Source organism: Pseudonocardia sp. EC080619-01, from assembly GCF_001420995.1.
Classification (GTDB): Bacteria; Actinomycetota; Actinomycetes; order Mycobacteriales; family Pseudonocardiaceae; genus Pseudonocardia.
In genome coordinates this window covers 3478036-3499101 of record NZ_CP012184.1, presented here as the reverse complement: position 1 = coordinate 3499101, position 21066 = coordinate 3478036, and the positions used below count along the sequence as shown (strand labels likewise).

General features: G+C 75.2%; 17 protein-coding genes. 7 read left to right on the top strand and 10 right to left on the bottom strand.

Annotated elements, in window-relative coordinates; translation table 11 throughout:
- Nucleotides 1-4: 4 nt before the first annotated feature.
- From AD017_RS16330 to AD017_RS16295, 8 genes are all read right to left on the bottom strand, one after another.
- The gene (locus tag AD017_RS16330; RefSeq protein WP_227013337.1) at nt 5-982 is read right to left on the bottom strand and encodes an MsnO8 family LLM class oxidoreductase; all 978 of its coding nucleotides are present in this window, start codon (nt 980-982) and stop codon (nt 5-7) included.
- Nucleotides 983-1630: 648 nt separating this feature from the next.
- Nucleotides 1631-2017 (bottom strand): cold-shock protein, encoded by a 387-nt coding sequence (locus AD017_RS16325; RefSeq protein WP_010224442.1) that lies wholly within the window; start codon nt 2015-2017, stop codon nt 1631-1633.
- 106 nt (nt 2018-2123) lie between these two features.
- Nucleotides 2124-3794 carry an AMP-binding protein gene (locus AD017_RS16320; RefSeq protein WP_060576432.1) on the bottom strand — a complete coding sequence of 557 codons (1671 nt, stop codon included), beginning with the start codon at nt 3792-3794 and terminating at the stop codon, nt 2124-2126.
- Between the two features lie 92 nt (nt 3795-3886).
- Entirely contained in the window at nt 3887-5515 is a 1629-nt protein-coding gene (locus AD017_RS16315) for a phosphatidylserine/phosphatidylglycerophosphate/cardiolipin synthase family protein (protein ID WP_060574753.1), read from the bottom strand.
- 44 nt (nt 5516-5559) lie between these two features.
- Nucleotides 5560-6747, bottom strand: coding sequence for a S8 family peptidase (locus AD017_RS16310; RefSeq protein WP_010224445.1), 1188 nt, complete (start codon nt 6745-6747; stop codon nt 5560-5562).
- A gap of 136 nt (nt 6748-6883) precedes the next feature.
- Complete coding sequence (locus AD017_RS16305) at nt 6884-7975, bottom strand: sulfate/molybdate ABC transporter ATP-binding protein (RefSeq protein WP_060574752.1); 1092 nt, start codon at nt 7973-7975, stop codon at nt 6884-6886.
- The gene (locus AD017_RS16300) at nt 7972-8829 is read right to left on the bottom strand and encodes an ABC transporter permease (protein ID WP_174521756.1); all 858 of its coding nucleotides are present in this window, start codon (nt 8827-8829) and stop codon (nt 7972-7974) included. The genes AD017_RS16305 and AD017_RS16300 overlap by 4 nt, the downstream gene beginning before the upstream one ends.
- Nucleotides 8826-9230: a molybdopterin-binding protein gene (locus tag AD017_RS16295; RefSeq protein WP_010234411.1), complete on the bottom strand. Its 405-nt coding sequence runs from the start codon at nt 9228-9230 to the stop codon at nt 8826-8828. The genes AD017_RS16300 and AD017_RS16295 overlap by 4 nt, the downstream gene beginning before the upstream one ends.
- Before the next feature lie 108 nt (nt 9231-9338).
- On the opposite strand from AD017_RS16295, the gene AD017_RS16290 reads away from it, so the two are divergent.
- From AD017_RS16290 to AD017_RS16280, 3 genes are all read left to right on the top strand, one after another.
- Nucleotides 9339-10553, top strand: coding sequence for an acyl-CoA dehydrogenase family protein (locus tag AD017_RS16290; RefSeq protein WP_010234414.1), 1215 nt, complete (start codon nt 9339-9341; stop codon nt 10551-10553).
- 154 nt (nt 10554-10707) lie between these two features.
- Nucleotides 10708-11766, top strand: a complete 1059-nt coding sequence (gene moaA, locus AD017_RS16285) for a GTP 3',8-cyclase MoaA (protein WP_060574751.1) — start codon at nt 10708-10710, stop codon at nt 11764-11766.
- Between the two features lie 2 nt (nt 11767-11768).
- A complete protein-coding gene (locus AD017_RS16280) occupies nt 11769-12053 on the top strand; it encodes a MoaD/ThiS family protein (RefSeq protein WP_010234420.1) in 285 nt (94 codons plus the stop codon).
- Nucleotides 12054-12063: 10 nt separating this feature from the next.
- On the opposite strand, the gene AD017_RS16275 is transcribed toward AD017_RS16280, so the two are convergent.
- A complete protein-coding gene (locus tag AD017_RS16275) occupies nt 12064-14970 on the bottom strand; it encodes an Hsp70 family protein (RefSeq protein WP_060574750.1) in 2907 nt (968 codons plus the stop codon).
- A 138-nt stretch (nt 14971-15108) separates the two neighbouring features.
- On the opposite strand from AD017_RS16275, the gene AD017_RS16270 reads away from it, so the two are divergent.
- From AD017_RS16270 to AD017_RS16255, 4 genes are all read left to right on the top strand, one after another.
- Nucleotides 15109-15726 carry a histidine kinase gene (locus tag AD017_RS16270; protein WP_010224141.1) on the top strand — a complete coding sequence of 206 codons (618 nt, stop codon included), beginning with the start codon at nt 15109-15111 and terminating at the stop codon, nt 15724-15726.
- On the top strand, nt 15717-16379 hold the full coding sequence (locus AD017_RS16265; RefSeq protein ID WP_075297857.1) for a response regulator transcription factor: 663 nt from the start codon (nt 15717-15719) through the stop codon (nt 16377-16379). The genes AD017_RS16270 and AD017_RS16265 overlap by 10 nt, the downstream gene beginning before the upstream one ends.
- Before the next feature lie 75 nt (nt 16380-16454).
- Entirely contained in the window at nt 16455-17786 is a 1332-nt protein-coding gene (locus tag AD017_RS16260) for a HAMP domain-containing histidine kinase (protein WP_145984059.1), read from the top strand.
- Complete coding sequence (locus tag AD017_RS16255) at nt 17783-19693, top strand: ATP-binding protein (protein ID WP_060574748.1); 1911 nt, start codon at nt 17783-17785, stop codon at nt 19691-19693. Before AD017_RS16260 ends, AD017_RS16255 begins: the two co-directional genes overlap by 4 nt.
- A 14-nt stretch (nt 19694-19707) precedes the next feature.
- On the opposite strand, the gene sbnA is transcribed toward AD017_RS16255, so the two are convergent.
- Complete coding sequence (gene sbnA / locus AD017_RS16250; protein WP_060574747.1) at nt 19708-20685, bottom strand: 2,3-diaminopropionate biosynthesis protein SbnA; 978 nt, start codon at nt 20683-20685, stop codon at nt 19708-19710.
- Between the last annotated feature and the right edge of the window lie 381 nt (nt 20686-21066).

The window sequence follows — 21066 nt, the reverse complement described above, 5'->3', positions numbered from 1 at the left end:
GGGGTCACCGACGGGCGCCGGGCGCGGCGCGGGTCGCACCCAGCAGCCTGGCCAGGGCCGCGTCGGACTCCGCGAGCGCGTCCCGGTCCCAGGTCGACGAGCTGACCAGCAGCTCGTCGGCACCGGTGCGCTCCACGAGATCGTCGAGGTGCTCGGCGACGGTGTCCTCGTCGCCGGCGACGGTGCGGCTCAGCGCCGACGCGACGAGCTCCCGCTGCCTGCCGGTCGACCGGCGGTCCCGCGCGGGCGGCTCCAGCGGCGGGAACTCCCCCGTCGTCCGGGCGGCGGCGAGCGCCCACGCCTCCGGCCACGCCAGCTCCGGCGGCCCCACCAGGACGTCCGCCGAGACCACGAGATGGGCGGCCGCCCCGGCCCGCTCGCGGTATCCGTCGAGCGCGGCGCGGTCGTCGAGCACCGGCCCGCCGACGACGACCGGCAGCCCCAGCTCACCCGCCAGCCGCAACCCCGCCCCGGTGGCCAGCAGGAACACCGGCACCGACCGCTCCAGCCGCGGCCGCGCGGTGACGGGCCCGGTGCCGTCGAGGTAGGCCAGGAGCTCGGTGACGCCGGCCCGGAACGCGTCGTCGCCGGCGTCCGCCGCACGCAGCGCCCGGCGGACCGGCTCGGTGAACCCCGGCGAGCGCCCGAGCCCCACGTCGATCCGGCCCGGGTACAGCGCCGCGAGCGTCGCGACCTGCTCGGCGACGACGAGCGGCTGGTGGTTGGGCAGCATGATCCCGCCGGAACCGACCCGGATCCGCTCCGTCGCCGCGGCCACGGCCGCCATCAGGACCGGTGGGCTCCCGGACGCGATCCCCGGCACCGCGTGGTGCTCCGCGACCCAGAACCGGTGGTAGCCCGACCGCTCCGCCCGCCGGGCCCGGTCGACGGTGTGCCGCAACGCCGCCGAGTCGGGTTCCCCCGCCCGGGTCCGGGATCGGTCCAGCAACGACAGGCGCACGCCCGGTGCAACGCGAGCCACGGCCCGGACATTTCGCCTGCCCGTGCCGGGCCCGCCCCCACCCACGGGCCCCCCTCGCGCCACCGCCACCGCCGATCCGGTTTCGCACGGGATCGCTCGCCTCGCACGGGATCCGACCCCGTGCGAACGACGGGAACCCGTGCGAATGGGTGGGCGGGGTGGGCGGATCCGTGCGGCTCACGGGCGCAGGGCCTCGGGGCGCCGGCCGATCCGGCACGGTGGCCCGCCGGCGCGCTCGGCGGCGGGTGAGCTGCACAACGGCTCCGCGCCAGGGCAACGTGCCGCCCGGGACAGCACGACACGCGACCCGATCTGGGGGCCTCCCCACCGAGATCGCTGCCTCAGGAAGCGACCCTGCACAAGGCGACCCAACATCCAAGCGCAAGCGCGGGCGCAGGCACGGGCACGGGCACAGGCACAGGCCGGCACGGGGCGCCGTCACACCCGGACCGGCCGCCGTCTCACCGGGTAGAGATCGCTGCCTGGGGAAGCGATTTCACAGAAAGAGGCACGCCGGGCACAGCGCTACGGGGCCAGGCCCCGCCACCGAGGGCGCTGCGACGCCCGCCTCTCGGGCCCGCCAGGGCCGCCCACACCGCCGCGCCCGGGCTCGAGGGTCCCCGGCGTACCGCGCTCGATCCGCGGCGCTCAGCCGTCGAGGTCCCGGGCGACCGCGCGGACGACCTCGGCGGCCAGCTTGCACGTCTTCCGGTCGGGGTACCGGCCGTGCCGCAGCGCCGGCTGGATCTTGTTCTCCAGCAGGCCCATCATGTCCTCGATCAGGCCGTGCAGCTCCTCGGCCGGGCGGCGCGTGTTCTCCACGGCCGACGCCTGCTTCTCGACCACGCGGACCGACAGCGCCTGCGGGCCCCGCCGTCCCTCGGCCATGCCGAACTCGACCCGCTGACCGGACTTGAGCGCCTCGGTCCCGGACGGCAGTGCCGCCTTGCGGACGTAGACGTCCTCGCCGCCGTCCTGGGAGAGGAAGCCGAAGCCCTTCTCCGCGTCGTACCACTTCACCCTGCCGGTGGGCACCGTGCTCCTCGATTCCCTGCGTTCCTGCCTGCACGACGAACGCGCCCGGGGAAGCCGGTGGCTTCCGGACGCGTCGCCTCATCGTACCGCGTGGTAGGTGCCGGGGTCAGGCGTTTCGGGCGCCCGCCGCCTCACCGAGATCGAGCAGGCCGACCGACTTCTCGCGCATCTCGACCTTGCGGACCTTGCCGGTGACCGTCATCGGGAACTCGTCGACGACCAGGACGTAGCGCGGGATCTTGTAGTGCGCCAGCCGTCCGGTCGCGAACTCCTTCAGGGACTCCGGGGTCATCGCCGCCGCACCCTCGCGGAGGACCACCCAGGCGCAGAGCTCCTCGCCGTAGCGGGCGTCGGGGACCCCGATGACCTGCGCGTCGAGCACGTCGGGGTGGGTGTAGAGGAACTCCTCGATCTCGCGCGGGTACACGTTCTCCCCACCCCGGATGACCATGTCCTTGATCCGGCCGGTGATGTTGACGTAGCCCTCGTCGTCCATGACGGCGATGTCCCCGGTGTGCATCCAGCGAGCCCGGTCGATCACCTCCGCGGTCTTCTCCGGCTGGTCCCAGTACCCGAGCATGACCGAGTAGCCGCGGGTGCAGAGCTCACCGGCCTCGCCCCGGGGCAGGGTCTTCCCGGTCTCCGGGTCGACGACCTTGACCTCCAGGTGCGGGTGCACCCGGCCCACGGTGGAGACCCTCAGGTCCAGCGAGTCGTCGGCGCGGGTCTGGGTGGACACCGGGCTGGTCTCGGTCATGCCGTAGCAGATCGTCACCTCGGTCATGCCCATCCGCTCGACGACCTGCTTCATCACCTCGACCGGGCACGGCGAGCCGGCCATGATCCCGGTGCGCAGGCTGGACAGGTCGTACGACGCGAAGTCCGGGTCGTTGAGCTCGGCGATGAACATCGTCGGGACGCCGTAGAGCGAGGTGCAGCGCTCCTGCTCGACGGCCTTCAGCGTCGCCTTCGGGTCGAAGCCCTGGGCCGGGATGACCATCGTCGCGCCGTTGGTGGTGCACCCGAGGTTGCCCATGACCATGCCGAAGCAGTGGTAGAAGGGCACCGGGATGCAGACCCGGTCCGCCTCGGTGTAGCCGCAGAGCTTCCCGACGTAGTAGCCGTTGTTGAGGATGTTGTGGTGCGACAGGGTCGCGCCCTTCGGGAACCCCGTGGTCCCGGACGTGTACTGGATGTTGATCGGGTCGTCGGCGGTCAGCGACGCCTGGATCTCGGCGAGCCGGACCCGGTCCGCGGCGGCGCCGCCGGCGGCCAGGGCCGCCCACTCGTCCGACCCGGCGATGACGACGCGCAGCAGGTCCGGGCAGTTGCCGCGGACCTCGGCGATCATCTTCTCGTAGTTCGAGGTCTTGAACTCGCGCGCCGCGACCAGGGTGGAGATCCCGGCCTGCTTCAGCACGAACTCCAGCTCGTGCGTCCGGTACGACGGGTTGATGTTGACCAGGACGACGCCGAGCTTCGCCGTGGCGTACTGGGTCAGCGTCCACTCCGCCATGTTCGGGGCCCAGATGCCCAGCCGGTCCCCGGTCGCGACGCCGGCGGCGAGCAGGCCGCAGGCGAGCCGGTCGACGTCCTCGCGCAGCTGCGTGTAGGTCCAGCGACGCCCGGTGGCCACCTCGACCAGCGCGTCGTTGTCACCGAACGCGGCGGCGGTGCGGTCGAAGTTGTCGCCGATGGTGTCACCGAGCAGCGGTGTGTCCGAGATCCCGGATGCGTACGACGGGACGACGGGGTGTCCGGCGGCGGGGGAGGTCACGACGTTGTTCTCCTCGACGGTGCGCGGCAGAGCGATCTGCGACACATCCTCGTCCTTGAGCAGGCCGGTGCCAACACCCCCTCGGGAGAGGGCTACGACGACAGCCTGCGCCCGGCCCGCCTGCCCGACTCGGCGACCCGCGTCGCCCCGCGCCGGGCTCCGCGGGCGGCCCGCTGCAGCGGCTTCGGCGACGGCTCGGGCCACGGACCGACCGGGACGAGCACCCGTTCGGCCGGGGCGAACCCGGCCGGGTAGCCGGGGACCCGCCAGGTGCCGGCCGGTGCGTCCGGCGGCAGCCACTCCGGGCGCCACATCCCCAGGGCCAGTGCCAGGTCCTCCAGCGACGGTCGCAGTTCCTCGGTGAGGTCCGTGCGCAGGTGCTCGGCCCACAGCCGTACCCGCAGGTCACGGACCTGGTCGCCGGTCGTGACGAGTGCGGTGCTCAGCTCGGTGTCGGTGCCGCGCATCGACCGCGAGAAGAAGTTGGCCGACCCGACGGCGGCGAACACGTCGTCGACGAGCATCAGTTTGGTGTGGACCGTGAGGTCCTCGATGCGGTGCATCATCACGTTGCCGCGGTCGGCGGGGTCCAGCTGGTCGACGACGCCACGCTGCACGTCGCCGGTGACCCGGCGACGGAACTTGTTCACGCCGGCGTCCACCGGGTCCCGCCGGCCGGAGCAGACGAGCACGATCTTCACCCCGCGGGCGGCGGCGTCGCGGAGCAGGCCGTAGAGCCGGAACGCGCGCCGGCCGCCGGGGACCTCGAAGAAGTACTGGTCCTCCAGGTAGACGTAGTGCCGCGCGGCGCGGATCGCGGCGCTCAGCGCGTGGAAGACCTCCTGGACGCCGTCGCGCGGCAGCACCGTCCAGTGCCGCCGGTGGAGCATCCCGAAGTGGTCGATCTTCCACGGCCGGAACGAGCGGAGCACCTGCACCGCGGTACCCGGCTCGTCGCGCGGCGGCGCCGGCGGCGACGGCGGGAGGAGCGGCGCGACCGGCTCGGGGTTGATCGGCTCCCAGTCGACCGGGTTCACCATGAACCTGCGCGGCGGGAGCGTCACCGCCTCGGTCCAGCGGGCCCGGTAGACCTCCCAGACCCGGGCCGCGGCCGGACCGCGGAGCCGGACGGCGCCGTCGTGCCAGCCCCACCGCTCCGCACCGATCGAGAGCCGGTCGTGCGGCTCGGCGTCGAACCGGTTCGCCGACAGGTCGAGCCCGCCGACGAAGGCGGTCAGCTCCCCGCCCACGTGTGCCAGCACGATCTTCTGGTGGTGGCAGCCGATCCCGGAACCGGACCAGTCCAGCAGCACACGGCCGCGCAGCTCCGGGCGGCGCCGCAGCTCCAGCGCGGCGAACGCGTTCGCCCGGAACGGCCCGATCGCCACCCCCGGCACCGAGCCGGAGAACAGGGCCCCGGTCAGCAGCACGCGGACGTCCACACCGGCGGCGACGAGCCGGGCCAGCCGGTCGGCGAGGGGCTCGTAGCCGTCGTCGCCGGGTTCCCGCCCGGTCAGGTCCATCTCCGGTTCCAGGTTGAGCCCGGTGATCAGCACGGAGTCCCCGGCGCCTGCCCGGTCCAGGAGCCCACGCAGGTCGGCGAAGTAGGTGACACCGTCGACGATCGGGTGCCACTCGGTGTCCTCGCGGAACGTCGGGGACTCCGGGGTCCCGGGAACGAGGTAGCGGGAGACGAGATCGTCGAGCGACGGGCCGGGCATGGGCCGACGCTATCCGCCGGTCCCTCCGCCGGTCTCTCCGTGGGTCACAGCCCGCCGGTCTGCAGCAGCCGGTTCGGCGTGCCCCCGGTCTCGCCGCCGCTGATCTTCCCTCCGACGGCGTTGTCGAGCATCCACGACCGCACCGTCGCCGCGGGCTGGTCGCCGCGGGCCTGCTTGTAGAGGGCCGCGACACCGGCGGCGAACGGGGCCGCCATCGACGTCCCGGTGTAGGAGGCGGTGCCCCCGCCCGGCACCGGGGCGACGATCCGGGATCCCGGCGCGTAGAGCGACACGCAGCGCCCGGTGGAGGAGTTGGAGGCCCGGCGGTCCTCGATGGTGGAGTTCGCGACGACGAGCACGCCGTCGACGGCCCGGGGCAGCGCGGTGCAGTCGTCGCCGCCGGTGTTGCCCGCCGAGGACGCCGAGAACACCCCGGCACCGATCATCCGCTTCACGGCCTGCTCCAGCATCGGCGAGTTGCCGTAGCTCCAGGACATGACCGCCACCGACGGGCCGCGCTTGTTCTGCACGACCCAGTCGATCCCGGCCAGGAGCGACGACAGCGTCCCGGTGCCGTTGCAGTCCAGGACCTTCACGGCGCGGACGTTCGCGCCGGGCGCGACGCCGTAGTCCTTCGCGGCGGCGATCCCGCCGACGACGGTGCCGTGCCCGTCGCAGTCCTCGTTGCGCTGGTCGATCGTGTTGGTCTCCAGCTTCGCCCGGCCGCCGAACTGCGGGTGGCTCGCGTCCACACCGGTGTCGAGCACGAACACGTCCACACCGGAGCCGTCCGCGGTGTGCCGGTACCGCCCGTCGAGCGGGAGGTCCGGCTGGTCGATCCGGTCGAGACCCCAGTTGCCGGGGGCCTGCTCGTCCTGCGCCGGGTCGGCCGGTGCGTCCTGGTGGGTGCCCTGCGGGTCGACCGCACTGATCGTCCGGTCCTCCTCGACGCCGACCACGCCCGGCCGTCCGCGCAGCTCGGCGGCCTGCGTCGCGTCGAGCTGCGCGGCGAAGCCGTGCACGACGGTGTCGAAGGTGACGCTCGGCCGGGCGCCGACCGACTCGGCGGCGGCCCGGGTCTGGCCGGCCGAGGCGGTCTGCACCAGGTAGCCGGTCGGCGCCCCCGGCGCGGTCTCGGCGGCGGACGCCTGGGTCGCGAGGGGAACACCGAGAGCCACCGCCAGGACACCGGCAGTGACCGAGCGGGCGGCACTGGAACGCAGGAGGCTCACGGACAGCGACGCTATTCGCCTGTGACGGATGGTGCGAGAGACACGATGGTGTCTCGGGTGAACGGCGGTACCGGTGGGGTGAACGAGGTTTCGGGTGCGGACGGGGCGCAGGTACCCCGCTCCGGCCCGCGACCGGTCACGAGAGGCGGCCGTGCACCGCCACCTCGGTCGCCTTCACGGCGAACCACACGTCGTGACCGGGTTCGACACCCAGATCGGCGACGGCGGCCGGCGTGACGTCCGCGGCGAGGCCGTCCGTCCAGGCGGGGCCGCCGGCCGGCGCCGCGGCCCGGAGCCGCACGGCGTCGCCCCGCGGTTCGAGCGCCGCCACCCGCACCCGGAACACGTTGCGCGGGCTCCCGTCGGGCCGGTCGACGTGCACCGAGACCGCCGACGGCGGGAACACCGCCACGGCGGGCTCGCCGTGGGCGACCTCGACCGCCCGGCCGTACAGCTCGACGCCGTCGGCGGTGCGGATCCCGTCGCCGTCCGCGGTGCCGGGGACCAGGTCGAGGCCGGCGATCCGGGCCGAGAAGGGGCTGCGCGGGCGGGCCAGCACGTCGCGTGCCGGTCCCTGCTCGACGATCCGCCCGCGGTCCAGGACGACCACCCGGTCGGCGAGCACGAGGGCGTCCAGCGCGTCGTGGGTGACCAGCAGCGCGGTCTGCTTGGCGTCGGCGATCACCCGCCGGAGGAGGGTCCGCATGGCGGGCGTGGCGTCGACGTCGAGCGCGGCGAGCGGCTCGTCGAGCAGGAGCAGCCCGGGCCGCGGGGCGAGCGCGCGGGCGAGCGCGACGCGCTGCTGCTGCCCGCCGGAGAGCTGGGCCGGGCGGCGGGCGGCGAGCTCGCCGACGCCGACGTCGCCCAGCAGGCCGCGGGCACGCTCGTCGGCCTCGGCCCGCGGGGTGCCCTGCGCCCGCGGCCCGAAGGCCACGTTGGCCAGCGCGGACAGGTGCGGGAACAGCAGCGCCTCCTGGGCGAGCAGCCCCACGCCCCGCCGGTGCGCCGGGACGAACGCGCCGGTCGCGGTGTCGAGCAGGGTGCGCCCGCCGACCCGCAGGTGCCCGCTGTCCGGGCGGAGGAGCCCGGACAGGACACCGAGCATCGTCGACTTCCCGGCCCCGTTCGGCCCGAGGACGGCGAGGACCTCCCCCTCGGCGACGCTCAGCTCCAGGTCGAGGTCGAAGCCGTCCCGCTCCAGACGGGCGGCGAGCTCGACGCCGCTCATCCGCGGCCGTCCATCCCGCGCGGCCGGCCGACCACGATCACGACGAGCGACACCACCACGAGCAGCAGCGACAGCGCGACCGCGCCGGCGACGTCGGTCTCGCCCTGCAGGTAGACCAGCAGCGGCAGGGTCCGGGTGGTGCCCTCCAGGCTGCCGGCGAACGCGATCGTCGCGCCGAACTCGCCCATGCACCGCGCGAAGGCGAGCACCAGCCCGGAGGCCAGCCCGGGCAGCACCAGCGGCACCGTCACCCGGCGGAACGCCAGCCCCGGGGACGCGCCGAGGGTCGCGGCGGTCGCCTCGTACCGCTCGCCCGCGGTCCGCAGCGCGCCCTCCAGGGAGACGATCAGGAACGGCATCGCGACGAACGTCTGGGCCAGCACCACCGCGACCGTGGTGAAGGGGATGAAGATCCCGAAGGCGGCGTCCAGGCCGTCGCCGACCAGGCCGTTCGCCCCGAGCAGGAACAGCAGCGAGAGACCGCCGACGACCGGCGGCAGCACCAGCGGCAGCAGCACGACCGAGCGGATCCCCCGCATCAGCCGGGGCAGCCGGTTGATGCGGCCCCGGGCGAGGACGACGGCGAGCGGCCCGCCCAGCAGCAGGCACAGCGTCGTCGACACCGCGGCCGTGACCAGCGACAGCCGCAGCGCCGACAGGGCGGCGGTGCTGGTCAGCAGGCTGGGCATCTCCGCCCAGTCGGCCTCCCACAGCAGCCCGGCGACGGGCAGCGCGATGAGCAGGAAGCCGATGCCGGCCGGGACCCACATCCACGCCGGCAGCCCGACGCCGGTGCCGTGCCGGTCGGCCGCGCCCTCCCGGCGGCGTGGACGCTCCGGGGCCACCACCGTCACAGGTGCCCGCCGGGTGTCTCCACCACGACGTTCGTCGACTTGATCACCGCCACCGCCAGCGCGCCCGGCTCGAGCCCGAGGTCACGGACGGCCTCGCTGCTCATCAGCGACACGACGCGGTGCGGCCCGCACTGCATCTCCACCTGGGCCATCACGGTGTCGGCGATGACCGAGGTGACGAGCCCGACCATGCGGTTGCGGGCCGAGCGCTGGACCACCGACGGGTCCGGCGGCGCCGACGCGTGGTCACGCGCGAACTCGGCCAGCGCGGCGCCGTCGATCACCTTGCGGTTCGACGCGTCGTTCTGCACCGGCAGCGTCCCCGCTTCCACCCACCGGCGGACGGTGTCGTCGCTGACGCCGAGCAGGCGGGCGGCCTCGGAGATCCTGAAGTGCGGCACGGACCGGATACTAGGGTCCGCCGCTGCGGCGGTGCCACGGCGGGAGAGCACGCAACTCCCCACCCTCGTCGCGTGCCGGTCCGCGGGGGCGTGTGATGTGATCGCGGCGTGGACTTCGCACCCAGTGCCGTGGCGACCGACTACACCGCGCGCATGCGCGCCTTCCTCGACGAGAAGGTCCTGCCCGCCGAGGCGGAGTACGACGCCTTCCGCGCCGAGCGGCGCGGCACCGCGGCGGAGTGGGACCTCCCGCCGGTCGTGGAGGACCTGAAGGCCGACGCCCGCGGGCGCGGTCTGTGGAACCTGTTCCTGCCCGCCCTGTCCGGCCTGTCGAACCTGGAGTACGCGCCGGTCGCCGAGGTCTCCGGCTGGTCGCCGGTGATCGCCCCGGAGGCGATCAACTGCCAGGCCCCGGACACCGGGAACATGGAGACGCTGCACCTGTTCGGCACCGACGAGCAGAAGGAACAGTGGCTGGAGCCGCTGCTCGCGGGCGAGATCCGGTCCGCGTTCGCGATGACCGAGCCGGACGTGGCGTCCTCCGACGCCACCAACATCGAGACCCGCATCCGCCGCGACGGCGACGACTACGTCATCGACGGGCGGAAGTGGTGGATCTCCGGCGCCGCCGACGAGCGCTGCCGGGTCTTCATCGTGATGGGCAAGACCGATCCCGAGGCATCGACCCACCGCCAGCAGTCGATGATCCTGGTCCCGCGCGACGCCCCCGGGCTGGAGATCGTCCGGCACCTGCCGACCTTCGGCTACCAGGACCAGCACGGCCACTCCGAGCTGCGGTTCGACGGCGTACGGGTGCCGGCGTCGAACCTGCTCGGCGAGGAGGGCGGCGGCTTCGCGATCGCCCAGGCCCGGCTCGGCCCGGGGCGCATCCACCACTGCATGCGGCTGATCGGGATGGCCGAGCGGGCGCTGTCGCTGATGACGGAGCGGGCGCAGTCCCGGGTCGCGTTCGGGCGGCCGCTGGCCGACCAGGGCGTCGTGCGGGAGCAGATCGCGCTGTCCCGGATGGAGATCGAGCAGGCCCGGCTGCTGACGCTGAAGACGGCGTGGCTGATCGACGAGCACGGCGCCAAGGGCGCGGCCACCGAGATCGCCGCGATCAAGGTCGTGGTGCCGCGGACGGCCTGCGCCGTGATCGACCGGGCGATGCAGGTGCACGGCGGTGCGGCGATGAGCGACGACACCCCGCTGGCCTACTTCTACGCCTGGGCGCGCGCGCTGCGCTTCGCCGACGGCCCGGACGAGGTGCACATCCGCTCGGTGGCGCGCCAGGAGCTCAAGGCCCACCCGCGGCCCGAGTAGTCGCACCGGCCCGCCCGTTCGACTAGGTACACGGTGACTAGTTCCGCATCTGCGTGCGTGTGGCCAGAGCCACTCCCGCGGCTGCGGATCATGTGGTTGAGCTGCGGAAACCCGCCCTGGGCGACCGCCGGGGGACACGGTTAGCCTCGGGGACATGACCACCGAGCTCGGCCTTCCGGCGCTGCGGGGCGGCCCGTCGCGGGACCCCGCCCGGCCCGACGATCCGCGGCTGATCGACGGGTTCGGACGGGTGGCGACCGATCTCCGGATCTCGCTCACGGACCGCTGCAACCTGCGCTGCACCTACTGCATGCCCGCCGAGGGCCTCGACTGGATGCCGCGCGACGAGCAGCTGACGGACGACGAGCTCAACCGGCTCATCGCCGTCGCCGTGCACGAGCTCGGCGTCGAGGAGCTCCGCTTCACCGGCGGCGAGCCGCTCCTGCGCAAGGGCCTGGAGAACGTGTTGTCCGCGGCGTCGTCGCTGCGGCCGCGGCCCGACATGTCGCTGACCACGAACGGGATCGGGCTGGCCCGGCGCGCGGAGTCGCTCGCGGCGGCCGGGGTGAACCGGCTCAACGTCTCGCTGGACACCCTCCGCCCGGAGCGGTTCGCCGAGATCACCCGGCGGGACCGGCTGCAGGACGTCCTCGACGGCATGGCCGCCGCGCAGGCCGCAGGGCTGTCGCCCGTCAAGATCAACACGGTGCTGCTCCGCGGCGTGAACGACGACGAGGCGGCCGATCTCCTGGAGTTCGCGCTGGCCCACGGCTACCAGCTGCGGTTCATCGAGCAGATGCCGCTCGACGCCCAGCACGGGTGGCGCCGCTCGGAGATGATCACGGCCGAGGAGATCCTGGAGCGCCTGGAGCAGCGGTTCGTCCTGACGGAGTCGGACGAGGACCGTGGGGGCGCGCCGGCCGAGAAGTTCGTCGTCAACGGTGGCCCCGCCACCGTCGGGGTGATCGCCTCGGTGACGCGGCCGTTCTGCGGCGCCTGCGACCGGACCCGGCTCACCGCCGACGGCCAGGTCCGCACCTGCCTGTTCGCCACCGGCGAGACCGACCTGCGGGCGATGCTGCGCGGCGGCGCGTCCGACGCCGACATCGCCGCCACCTGGCGCGACGCCATGTGGGGCAAGAAGGCCGGCCACGGCATCGACGACCCCGGGTTCCTGCAGCCCACGCGCCCGATGAGCGCTATCGGAGGATGAGTATGACCACGAGCGTCACCCCGGACCTCGCGACCCGGACCCTCACGGTCCGCTACTTCGCGGCCGCCAAGGCCGCCGCCGGCACGCCCGAGGAGACCGTCGAGCTGCCCGCCGGCGCGACCGTCGCCGACGCCGTCGCCACGCTGCGGGCCGCGCACGGTCCGGAACTGGCCCACGTCCTGCAGCGGTGCAGCTTCCTGCTCGACGAGGTCGCCGTCCGGGACCGGTCGGTGGCGCTCGGCGGGGCGGCCGCACTCGACGTGCTGCCGCCGTTCGCCGGGGGCTGACCCGCCGGGCTCAGCCCGCCGCCAGGTCCAGGATCGTCAGCGTCCCGTCCTTGAGGTTGCTGACGTAGGCCTTCTTCCCGTTCGGCAGCACCGCGATGCTGGTCGGGCCGTTGCCGACGGGCAGCGTCGCGGTGACCGTGAAGGTGTCGGCGCTGATCACCGACACCGTGTTGTCGGTGACGTTCGCGGTGTAGGCGAACCGGCCGTCCCGCGACCAGGCGATGGCCTGCGGGTTCGTCCGCACCGGCACGGTGGCGAGCACGGTGTTGCTCCCGGTGTCGGTGAAGGACACCGACGCCGAGTCGTAGTTGACGTTGGCGACCATCGGCCGGACCGGGTTGACGGCGACGCTGTGCGGGCTCCGTTCCACCGGCACCTCGGCGACGACGGCGTCGTCCGACGTGTCGAGCGCGCTGATCAGGTTCGACTCGTGGTTGGCGGTCCAGAAGCGCGTGCCGTCCGGGGTGATCGCGACCCAGTGCGGGTTCGGGGCGACCTTGATCTCGCTCGCGACCCGGTTCGTCGCGGTGTCGATCACCGAGACCGTCCCGGAGTCGTGGTTGGGCACGTAGACCTTGCTGCCGTCGGGGGTGACGGCGAGCGCGAACGGCCGGGTCTGCACGGGGACCGTCGCGACGACCGAGTTCGTGGTCGTGTCGAGCACGGCGACCGTGGCGATCGTGCGTGCCTCGTCGAACACGCTCACGTAGACGTGCCGCCCGTCCGGTGCGAACGCGAGGTACTGCGGCGGGCCCTCGGGCACCTCGATGGTGGCGATCTCCCGGTTCACCGACGTGTCGATCACCGTGACGACGCCTGCCGCCCGGTTGGCGACGTAGGCCAGCCGTCCGTTCGGGGACACCACGACGAAGCCCGACGTCGGCCCGGCCGGGACGGTTCCGCCGAGGGTCGGGATCGGGACGGCGACGGCGACGCCCTCGGGTGCCGCCGGTTCGGTCGCGGTGCTGTCACCGAGCAGGAGCCCGAACCCGCCGGTGCCGAGGTAGACCGCCCCGGCGGCGAGGACGAGCACCGCCACGACCGCGACGGCGAGGAGCCTGCTCCGGCGGCGGGGACGCTCCTCCGGGAGCGGGGCCGGGTCGCCGACGGTCGTCGGCGGGCCCGGTGGGGGCGCCGCCCCGCCACCCGCGGCCTGCGGGTCCGGCTGCGGAGCGGCGACGGGACCACCGGCGCCGGCCGGGCCGCCGGGTGGTCCGGCGGAGCCGTTGGTGGACGTCCCGTACGCGTAGCCGTTCGCGGGTGGTGGGGCGGCGGACGGCAGCCCGGATCCGGCCGGGGTGGACGACGCCGGGGCCGCGGCGGCCGATGCCGGCGGCGGCCAGGTGCCGGGCCGCGGCATCTCCGCCGCGGGCACCGCGGCGCGCGGCATCCCCGCGGACTCCCCCGGGCGCGGCATCCCCGCGGTCCCCCCGGGGCGCGGCATCCCGGCGGTCTCCCCCGGGCGCGGTGTCCCCGCCGCCTCCCCCGGACGCGGCAACCCGGCGGACCCCGCGCGGCCCGGCGTCCCGGAGGGTTCCGCGGGACGCGGGATCCCCGCCGCGTGCTCGGCGGGCCGGGGCACACCGCCCTCGGCGGGCCGGGGCATCCCGGCCGGCCCGGCGGAGGTCTGCGTCCCGGCAGCGGCGCGGTCGGCACGCTGCGCCCCGGGTTCCTGCGCGTCACCCGAGGCACCCCGGCCGACGGTGGCACCGGCGGCTCCCGCGGCGGCCACCGCCCCGGCGGCTCCCGCCGCACCCACGGCGCCCGGCGCCGCCGACCGCCGCTCCGGCGGCGGGACCGTCTCCACCCGGGCTGCGGCACCACCGGCACCGGACGCCGAGAGGTCCCCGCGCGCGAGCTCCGCCGCGCCTAGGGCGACGGCGTACTTGGGGTGTGCGTCGACCACGATCGGCCGCCCGAGCTCCTCGGACAGCATCCGCGCGACCAGCGGGATCCGGGAGGAACCACCGACCAGGAGCACCGAGCCGAGCTCGGCGGGCGCGACCCCGGCCGAGTGGAGGGTGCGGGTCAGTGCCCCGATCGTCGACTCCACCTGGGCCCGGATCATGCCCTCGAAGTCGCCCAGGGTGAGCCGCACGTCGAAGTGCCGCTGCGGCAGGAACACCGGGATCGTCGTCTCGGTGTCGACCGACAGCGCCTCCTTTGCCAGCACGCAGTCCTGGCGGAGCCGGGCCATCGCCACCGACGTCTGCAGGTCGCCCAGGTCGAGCTCGGTCAGCGCGTTGCCGGACTGGTAGTTGACGTAGGACAGGATCGCCTCGTCGAAGTCGACGCCGCCGAGCCGCTCGATCCCCTCCGGGGTGCCGAGGATCTCGATGCCGTCGCCCTTCTTGCGCAGCACCGTCGCGTCGAACGTCCCGCCGCCCAGGTCGTAGACGGCCACGGTGTCGTCCTCGGCCAGGCGGCGCGCGGCCGCGTAGTGCGCGGCGGCGGCCTCCGGCTCGGTGACCGCCCGCAGCACCGTCGTCGGGCCGCTGTGCAGCCCGGCCGACTCCGGGACCTCGTCGAAGAGCTCCCGCCGGTACGGCCCCCAGTTCGCCGGGTGGGTGAGCACCAGGCGCTCGGGCGGAACGCCCTCGGTGCCGCCCACCCGATCGACGACGTCGCGCAGCACCGCGCCGAGCAGCATCGACACCGGGAACTCGGACCCGCCCAGGAACACCGGGGTCGGGTCGCCGAGGCGCCGCTTGAACTCCCGCGAGACCCGGTCCGGCCTGCTCACGGCGCGCCGGACCGAGGCCTCGCCGCTGACCAGCACGCCGTCCTCGCGCGCGTACACCGCGGCCGGTGACACGACACTGCGGTCCCCGAGGGTGAACATCTCCACCTGGGACGCGTGCGCGACAGCCGCGGCGACGAACGTCGTGCCGAGGTCGACCCCCAGGCTGTAGGACACCGTCGCACCTCCCGTTCCGACCCGTGACACTCGCCACAGAGCGCGCGGCGTTACGGGGGACGCGCAAGGGGGCTGTCCCTACCTCCGGGTGGGGTCCGCACGCTTCCGCCACCACCCCGGGCGGGGCACGCTCGGCGCATGACCGTCGATCCCGCGTGCCGGGACACGGGCGCGGGTCCACCGGACGGCGGGACCGCGGCCGGGTGGACCCAGTGGTCGCAGCGGCGTGGGCTGGAACGCCGGCTCCACGACGGCGCCGCGCTGCGGCTCTCGGCGCTCGCGCTGCAGCTCGGGCTGGTCCGCCACCGGCTGCCCGACGACGACGTCGAGCTGCACGGGGCCGTCGACGACCTCCAGGGCGAGCTGCACGCGGTCCTCCAGGAGCTGCGCGGGATCGCCGCCGAGCTGTACCCGCCGCTGCTCGACGAGGCCGGGCTCGGCCCGGCGCTGCGCGAGGAGTCGGCGCGGCGCGGCCTGCCGGTGACCGTCGAGGTGCCCGACGACCGGTTCGGACCGTCCGCCGAGGGTGCCGCCTACTTCGCCGTCGTCGCGGCGCTGGACCCGTGCCACGCGGAACGGCTCGTCGTGACCGTCCGCCGGGACCACCACGACCTGCTGCTGCGGCTGGACGGCCTCCGGCCGGCCGGTGCCGCCCGGGTCCGGGACACCGCCGGGATCCTCGGCGGGTCGGCCGGGCCGGCCGTGGGAGCCGGCCCCGGCACCGTGACGATCACTGCGAGGTTTCCGTGCGGGTAGCGCTGGCCGAGGACGGGGCGTTGTTCCGGGAGGGCCTGCTGATGCTGCTGCGGGCGGCCGGGCACGAGGTCGTCGGGTGTGCCGCGGGCGGCGACGAGCTGGTCGCGATCCTCACCCGGGAACGGGCCGACGTCGCGCTGCTCGACATCCGCATGCCCCCGGAGCCCGACGGCGGGCTGGTCACCGCCGAGCGGCTCCGTGCCCTCTACCCGGACATGGGCCTGCTGTTCCTGTCGCACTACGCCGAGTCGCACTACCTGATGCGGATCCTCGACATCGGCACCGACGCGATCGGCTACCGGCTCAAGGAGAAGGTGGGCAGCGTCGAGGTCCTCACCGACACCCTGGACCGGATCCGGGACGGAGAGATCGTGATCGAGCCGGTGCTGGCGAAACGCCTGGTCGAACGGCCCCGGGGGGACCGCCGCGACGCCCTGTCCGGGCTGACCGAGCGGGAGCTCGACGTGCTGCGGCTGATGGCCGAGGGCCGCTCGAACGCCGGCATCGCCGGGCAGCTCTACGTGACCCCGAAGGCCGTGGAGAAGCACATCGCGAACATCTTCGGCAAGCTCGGCCTGACCGCGGAGACCGCCGAGCAGCACCGGCGGGTGCTCGCGGTGCTCACCTACCTCCGTTCGCAGGACGGCGGCTGAGCCGCCCGGTCCTTGGCCGGCGGCATCGGCCGGGCCTAGCGTTGCGCTGCTCGTATCCGGGAGCGGGTGGTGGGGATGGGACGGGCCGCGGCAGCACGTCTGGTGCCCCCGTTCGTCGTCGGGGCCGGTGTCCTCGCGGTGGTCGTGCCGGTCGTCGGCACGGGGCCGTGGGCGGGGCCGGGCGCGCGGGGCGTCGTCACCGCGTTCGTGGCCGCCGCCCTCGCCGCCGTCGGCACCACCGCGGTGCTGCCGCTGCTCGACCGGTGGGCCCGCCGGCTGGACCCGCGCCGCGCCGCCACCCCGTACTCGGCCCTCGCCCGCGCCACCGCCGGGATCCGGTCCGGGAGCCTCCCGGCCGCGCTGCCCGGCCTGGCCGGGGCCGTCGCCGAGGGCACCGGCGCCGAGCGGGCCGTGGTGTGGCTGACCGTCGAGGACCGGCTGGTCGCCGCCGCGGTGCACCCGCCGGGCGGCGCGGACGGGGCCGGCTCCGGTGAGGACGGCACCGGCGAGGTCTCCGTGCCGGGGCTCGCCGTGCTCCTCGCGCGGCCGGGCACCGACCACGTCGTGCCGGTGCTGGACGGCGGGCACCTCCGGGCGGCACTGGCGATCGGCAAGGCCGACGCCCCGGTCACCGCGGACGACCGGCGGCTGCTGCGCGACCTCGCGAACGGCGCCGGTGCGCTGCTGCGCGAGGTGCAGCACGGCGTCGAGCTGGAGGCGCGGGTCCGCCGGGCGGACGAGCTGGCCGACGAGCTGCAGCGGTCCCGGGAGCGTCTCGGCCGGGCCCGCGACGTCGAGCGGCGCCGGCTGGTCGGCGAGCTCTCGCACGCCACCGCCGGCCGGTTCGTCGCGCTGCGCGACGGATTGAAGGGCGCCCGCGGCGAGCTGGCCGCCGGTGCCCCGCCCGACGACGTCCGGGCCGGACTGGCCCGCACCCGGGAGGGCCTCGAGGAGCTGCTCGAACGCTTCCGCGCGATCGCCCGCGGCGTCTACCCGTCGGTGCTGCGCGACCAGGGCCCGGCGGCGGCGCTGGAGGAGCTGGCCGCCGACCTCCCGCGGGTCGTGCGGGTGGGACCGGCGCCCGACCGGCGGCTCGACTGGGAGATCGAGTCGGGGATCTACTACCTGGCCGCGGCGGCGGTGCAGCACCTGGCGGCCCGCCCCGGCCCGGAGCTGTCGGTGGAGTTCGACCGGGCCGGTGGACGGCTGACGGTCCAGGTCGACGACCCCGGCACCGGCGGCACCGCGGGGCTCGGCGAGGCGCTCGCGATCGACGCCGAGCGGCTCGACGCGCTCGGCGGGACCGTCGACGTCACCGGTGCGGGGACGGGCGCGGTCGTCGTGCGGGCCTGGCTGCCGGAGCGGCTCGAACCGCTGGTCGAACCGGCCCGCGGGGTGTTCCCGTGACCGGCCCCCGCGGCCGGCCGGGCGAGCGCGTCCTCGTCGGCGGGCTGACGGTCGTGCTGGTGACGGCCGTCGCGGGCGGTGTCCTCGCGGGGGTGCACGCCGTGCTGGTCGGCGCCGGGCTGACGCTCCCGGTGGCGGCCGTGGTCGCCGCCGTACCGGTCGCCGCCGGTTTCCTGCCGCTGTACACGGCCGCCCGGCGCCTGGTCGACCGTGCGGTCCGCGGCGACCGGCCGACGCCCTACGGCGTGCTGGCCGGGGTGACCGCGCTGTCCCGGTCCGCGCCCGCGGACACCCCCGACCTCGCCGGGGCGGCCGAGGCCGTCGCCCGCGGTGTCGGGGCCACCACCTGCCGGCTGACCGTCCACCGGAGCGGGCTGCGGGACCGCGCCTACACCTGGACGGCGGCGGGCACCGTCGCGGCGACCGGTGACGCCCTCGTCCGGGTGCCGGTGCGGCTGGGCGAGGAGGAGCTCGGGGAGCTGGCCGTGGACCGTGCCGCGGCGAGGGCGCTGCGCGGCGAGTGGGCGACCCTGCTGGCCGACATCGCCGACGGCCTCGCGGTGGCGGTGCACGCGAACCGCTCGGCGGTCGAGCTGGAGCGGCAGCTGCGGGCGGCGCTGGCGCACGGCGAGCGGATCGCCGCGGCCCGCCGGGACGCCGTCGCCGCGATGGACGCCGAGCGGCGCCGGATCGAGCGCGACCTGCACGACGGCGCCCAGCACCACCTCGTCAGCCTCGGGCTGAGCCTCGGCCTGGTCGAGCACCTGGTGTCGGCCGCTCGGCCGGAGCAGGCCCGCGCCGGTCTGGACGAGCTGCTGGAGCGGGTCGACGCGGCGGACGCGGTGCTGGCCGAGACCGTCGGCGGGGTCTCCTCCGCCGTGCTGGCCGGGCAGGGACTGGTCGCCGTGCTGCGGGACCCCCTGGCCGGGTCCGAGCCGCCGGTGACCGTCGAGCACGACGGCGTGCCCGCGGGGCGGCGCTACCCGGACGGGATCGGCGACACCGCGTACTTCTGCTGCCTGGAGGCGGTGAACAACGCGCGCAAGCACGCGCCGGGGGCCCCGGTGACCGTGAGCATCGCGGAGCGGGACTCGACGCTGCGGATGGCGGTCCGCGACGAGGGCCCGGGCTTCGTCCCGGACCCGGGGCCGGGCTCCCCCCGCGGACAGGGCCGCGGCCTGCGGAACCTCACGGTGCGGCTGGTGGCGGTCGGCGGGACGGTCGCGGTGCGGTCCGCGCCCGGCGCCGGGACGACCGTCCTGTGGTCGTTGCCGCTGCCCCCGGACCGCGAGGGCGTCGTGGACCCGGAGGAGCCGGAGCTCCCGGAGCACGGGGCCGACGGGCGGGCCGGGCGCGCGCCGGACGGGTTCCCGGCCGAGGTCGGGGAGCTGCTCCGGACCGGAGCCGGGGTCTACGCCGGCACCCCGCACGCGGCGGCGCTCGGGGCGACGGCGGACGCGCTCGGCCGGGTCCCGGCGGACGACCGCGTGGCCCGGATGCGGGGCGCGCGCGCCGCGCTGGCCGCGCTGGAGGAGGTGCTGGGGACCGTCCGGCCGGTGCCGCGGGGTGCCGACCGGCTGCGCTACCTCGTCGAGCGGCTGCGGGCCGAGGCCCACGAGCTGGTGGAGGCGGAGCTGGCCGAGGCCCTGCGCGGGCCCGGCCCGGTGCTGCCGGGTGAGCTGCGCGCGTCCGCCGAGCGGCTGCTGGGGATGCTGGGGGTGGCGCCGCGGACCCGGCTGGGGCTCCCGGCCGACGCCGGCGCCGACGAGGTCCGCCGCGCGGCCGAGCTCGAACTGGCCCGCTGGCAGCGGCTGGCGGCGCACCCGAGTGCCACCGGAACCGTGCGGGACGCCGCGCCGGTGCTGGTCCGGACCTGCGAGCGGCTGCTCGCCGACCGTCCCGGCTGACCCGGCGCGGTGTCTCACGCGGCGGCGAGGGCCGAGTCGTCAGCCAGGGCGTCGGCGCCGTAGAGGTCCTCGACCCAGTGCGGCTGGTAGATCGTGTCCAGGTAGCGCTCGCCCAGGTCCGGCGCCAGCGCGACGCAGGTCGTGTCCGGCGTGCCGTGCTCGGCCAGCCACGCCTCGGCGCCGCTGACGACGGTGCCGGTGGAGCCGCCGAACAGGTAGCCGGTACGGGCCAGGCGGTGGCAGGTGCGGACCGTGTCGGCCTCCTCGACCAGCACGACGTCGTCGACGTAGGACTCGTCGAGCTGCGGCGGACGCTCACCGCTGCCCAGGCCCGGGATCATCCGGCGCGACGCCGGACCGCCGAACGTCACCGAGCCGACGCTGTCGACGGCGACGATGCGGACGTCCGGGTTCCACTCGCGGAAGAACCGGGCGACACCCATCAGCGTGCCGCAGGTGCCCGCACCGACGAAGACGACGTCGACGTCCGGGAACTCGCGGGCGATCGCCGGGCCGGTGGTGGCGTGGTGCGCCATCCAGGCGTTCGGGTTCTCGTACTGGTTCAGCCAGACGAAACGCTCGTCGGACTCGCACAGCTCCCGGACGTGGTTCTTGCGGGCGCCGAGCAGACCGCCCTCGGGGTCCGGCTCGGTGATCACGTGCACCTCGGTGCCCAGCGACTCCATCAGCCGTCGGGTCGCCAGGTTGCAGCGGGAGTCGGTCACGCACACGAACCGGTAGCCGCGGTTGGCGGCGATCATGCTGAGCGCCACCCCGAGGTTGCCGGACGAGGACTCGACCAGGAACGAGCCCGGCCGCAGGATCCCGTCCCGCTCGGCGGCCTCGATCATCGCGGTCGCGGCCTTCAGCTTCACCGAGCCGGCGAAGTTGAAACCCTCGCACTTGAGGTACAGGGCGTGTCCGACGACCGACCGGAGGTCGACGTACAGGTCGTCCTGGTTGAACTGCTGGGGGCCGGTGATGACGGTCATGGGATTCGCCTCGTTTCCGCTCGTTGCGACTGCCGTCAACGGTCGCGGCACGGGGCCTCCCGCTCGATCGTGTGCACACCCGCTCCGCCGGAGGCGCCCCCCGTTCCGTGGTGGGGTCAGCACCCGCGTGCGGGCACCGCCCCGTGGGGGGTCCGCCCGGCTCCGCCGGAGCCGCGCGCGGCGGATGCTCGGCATGTCCGGCCCCAGCCGGTCACCGCGATCCCCACCGGCGAGGAGCGCCATGTCCGCACCGACCGTCCCGGGCCCGCCCGTCGTCAGAAGTGGCTATACGGGCCCCGCGCACGCCGTACAGCCGTTGACCCGCCCGGACGCCGGTGCCAGCCTTCCGAGCTGCGTCAGTGACCGGGGGCAACCGGCCGG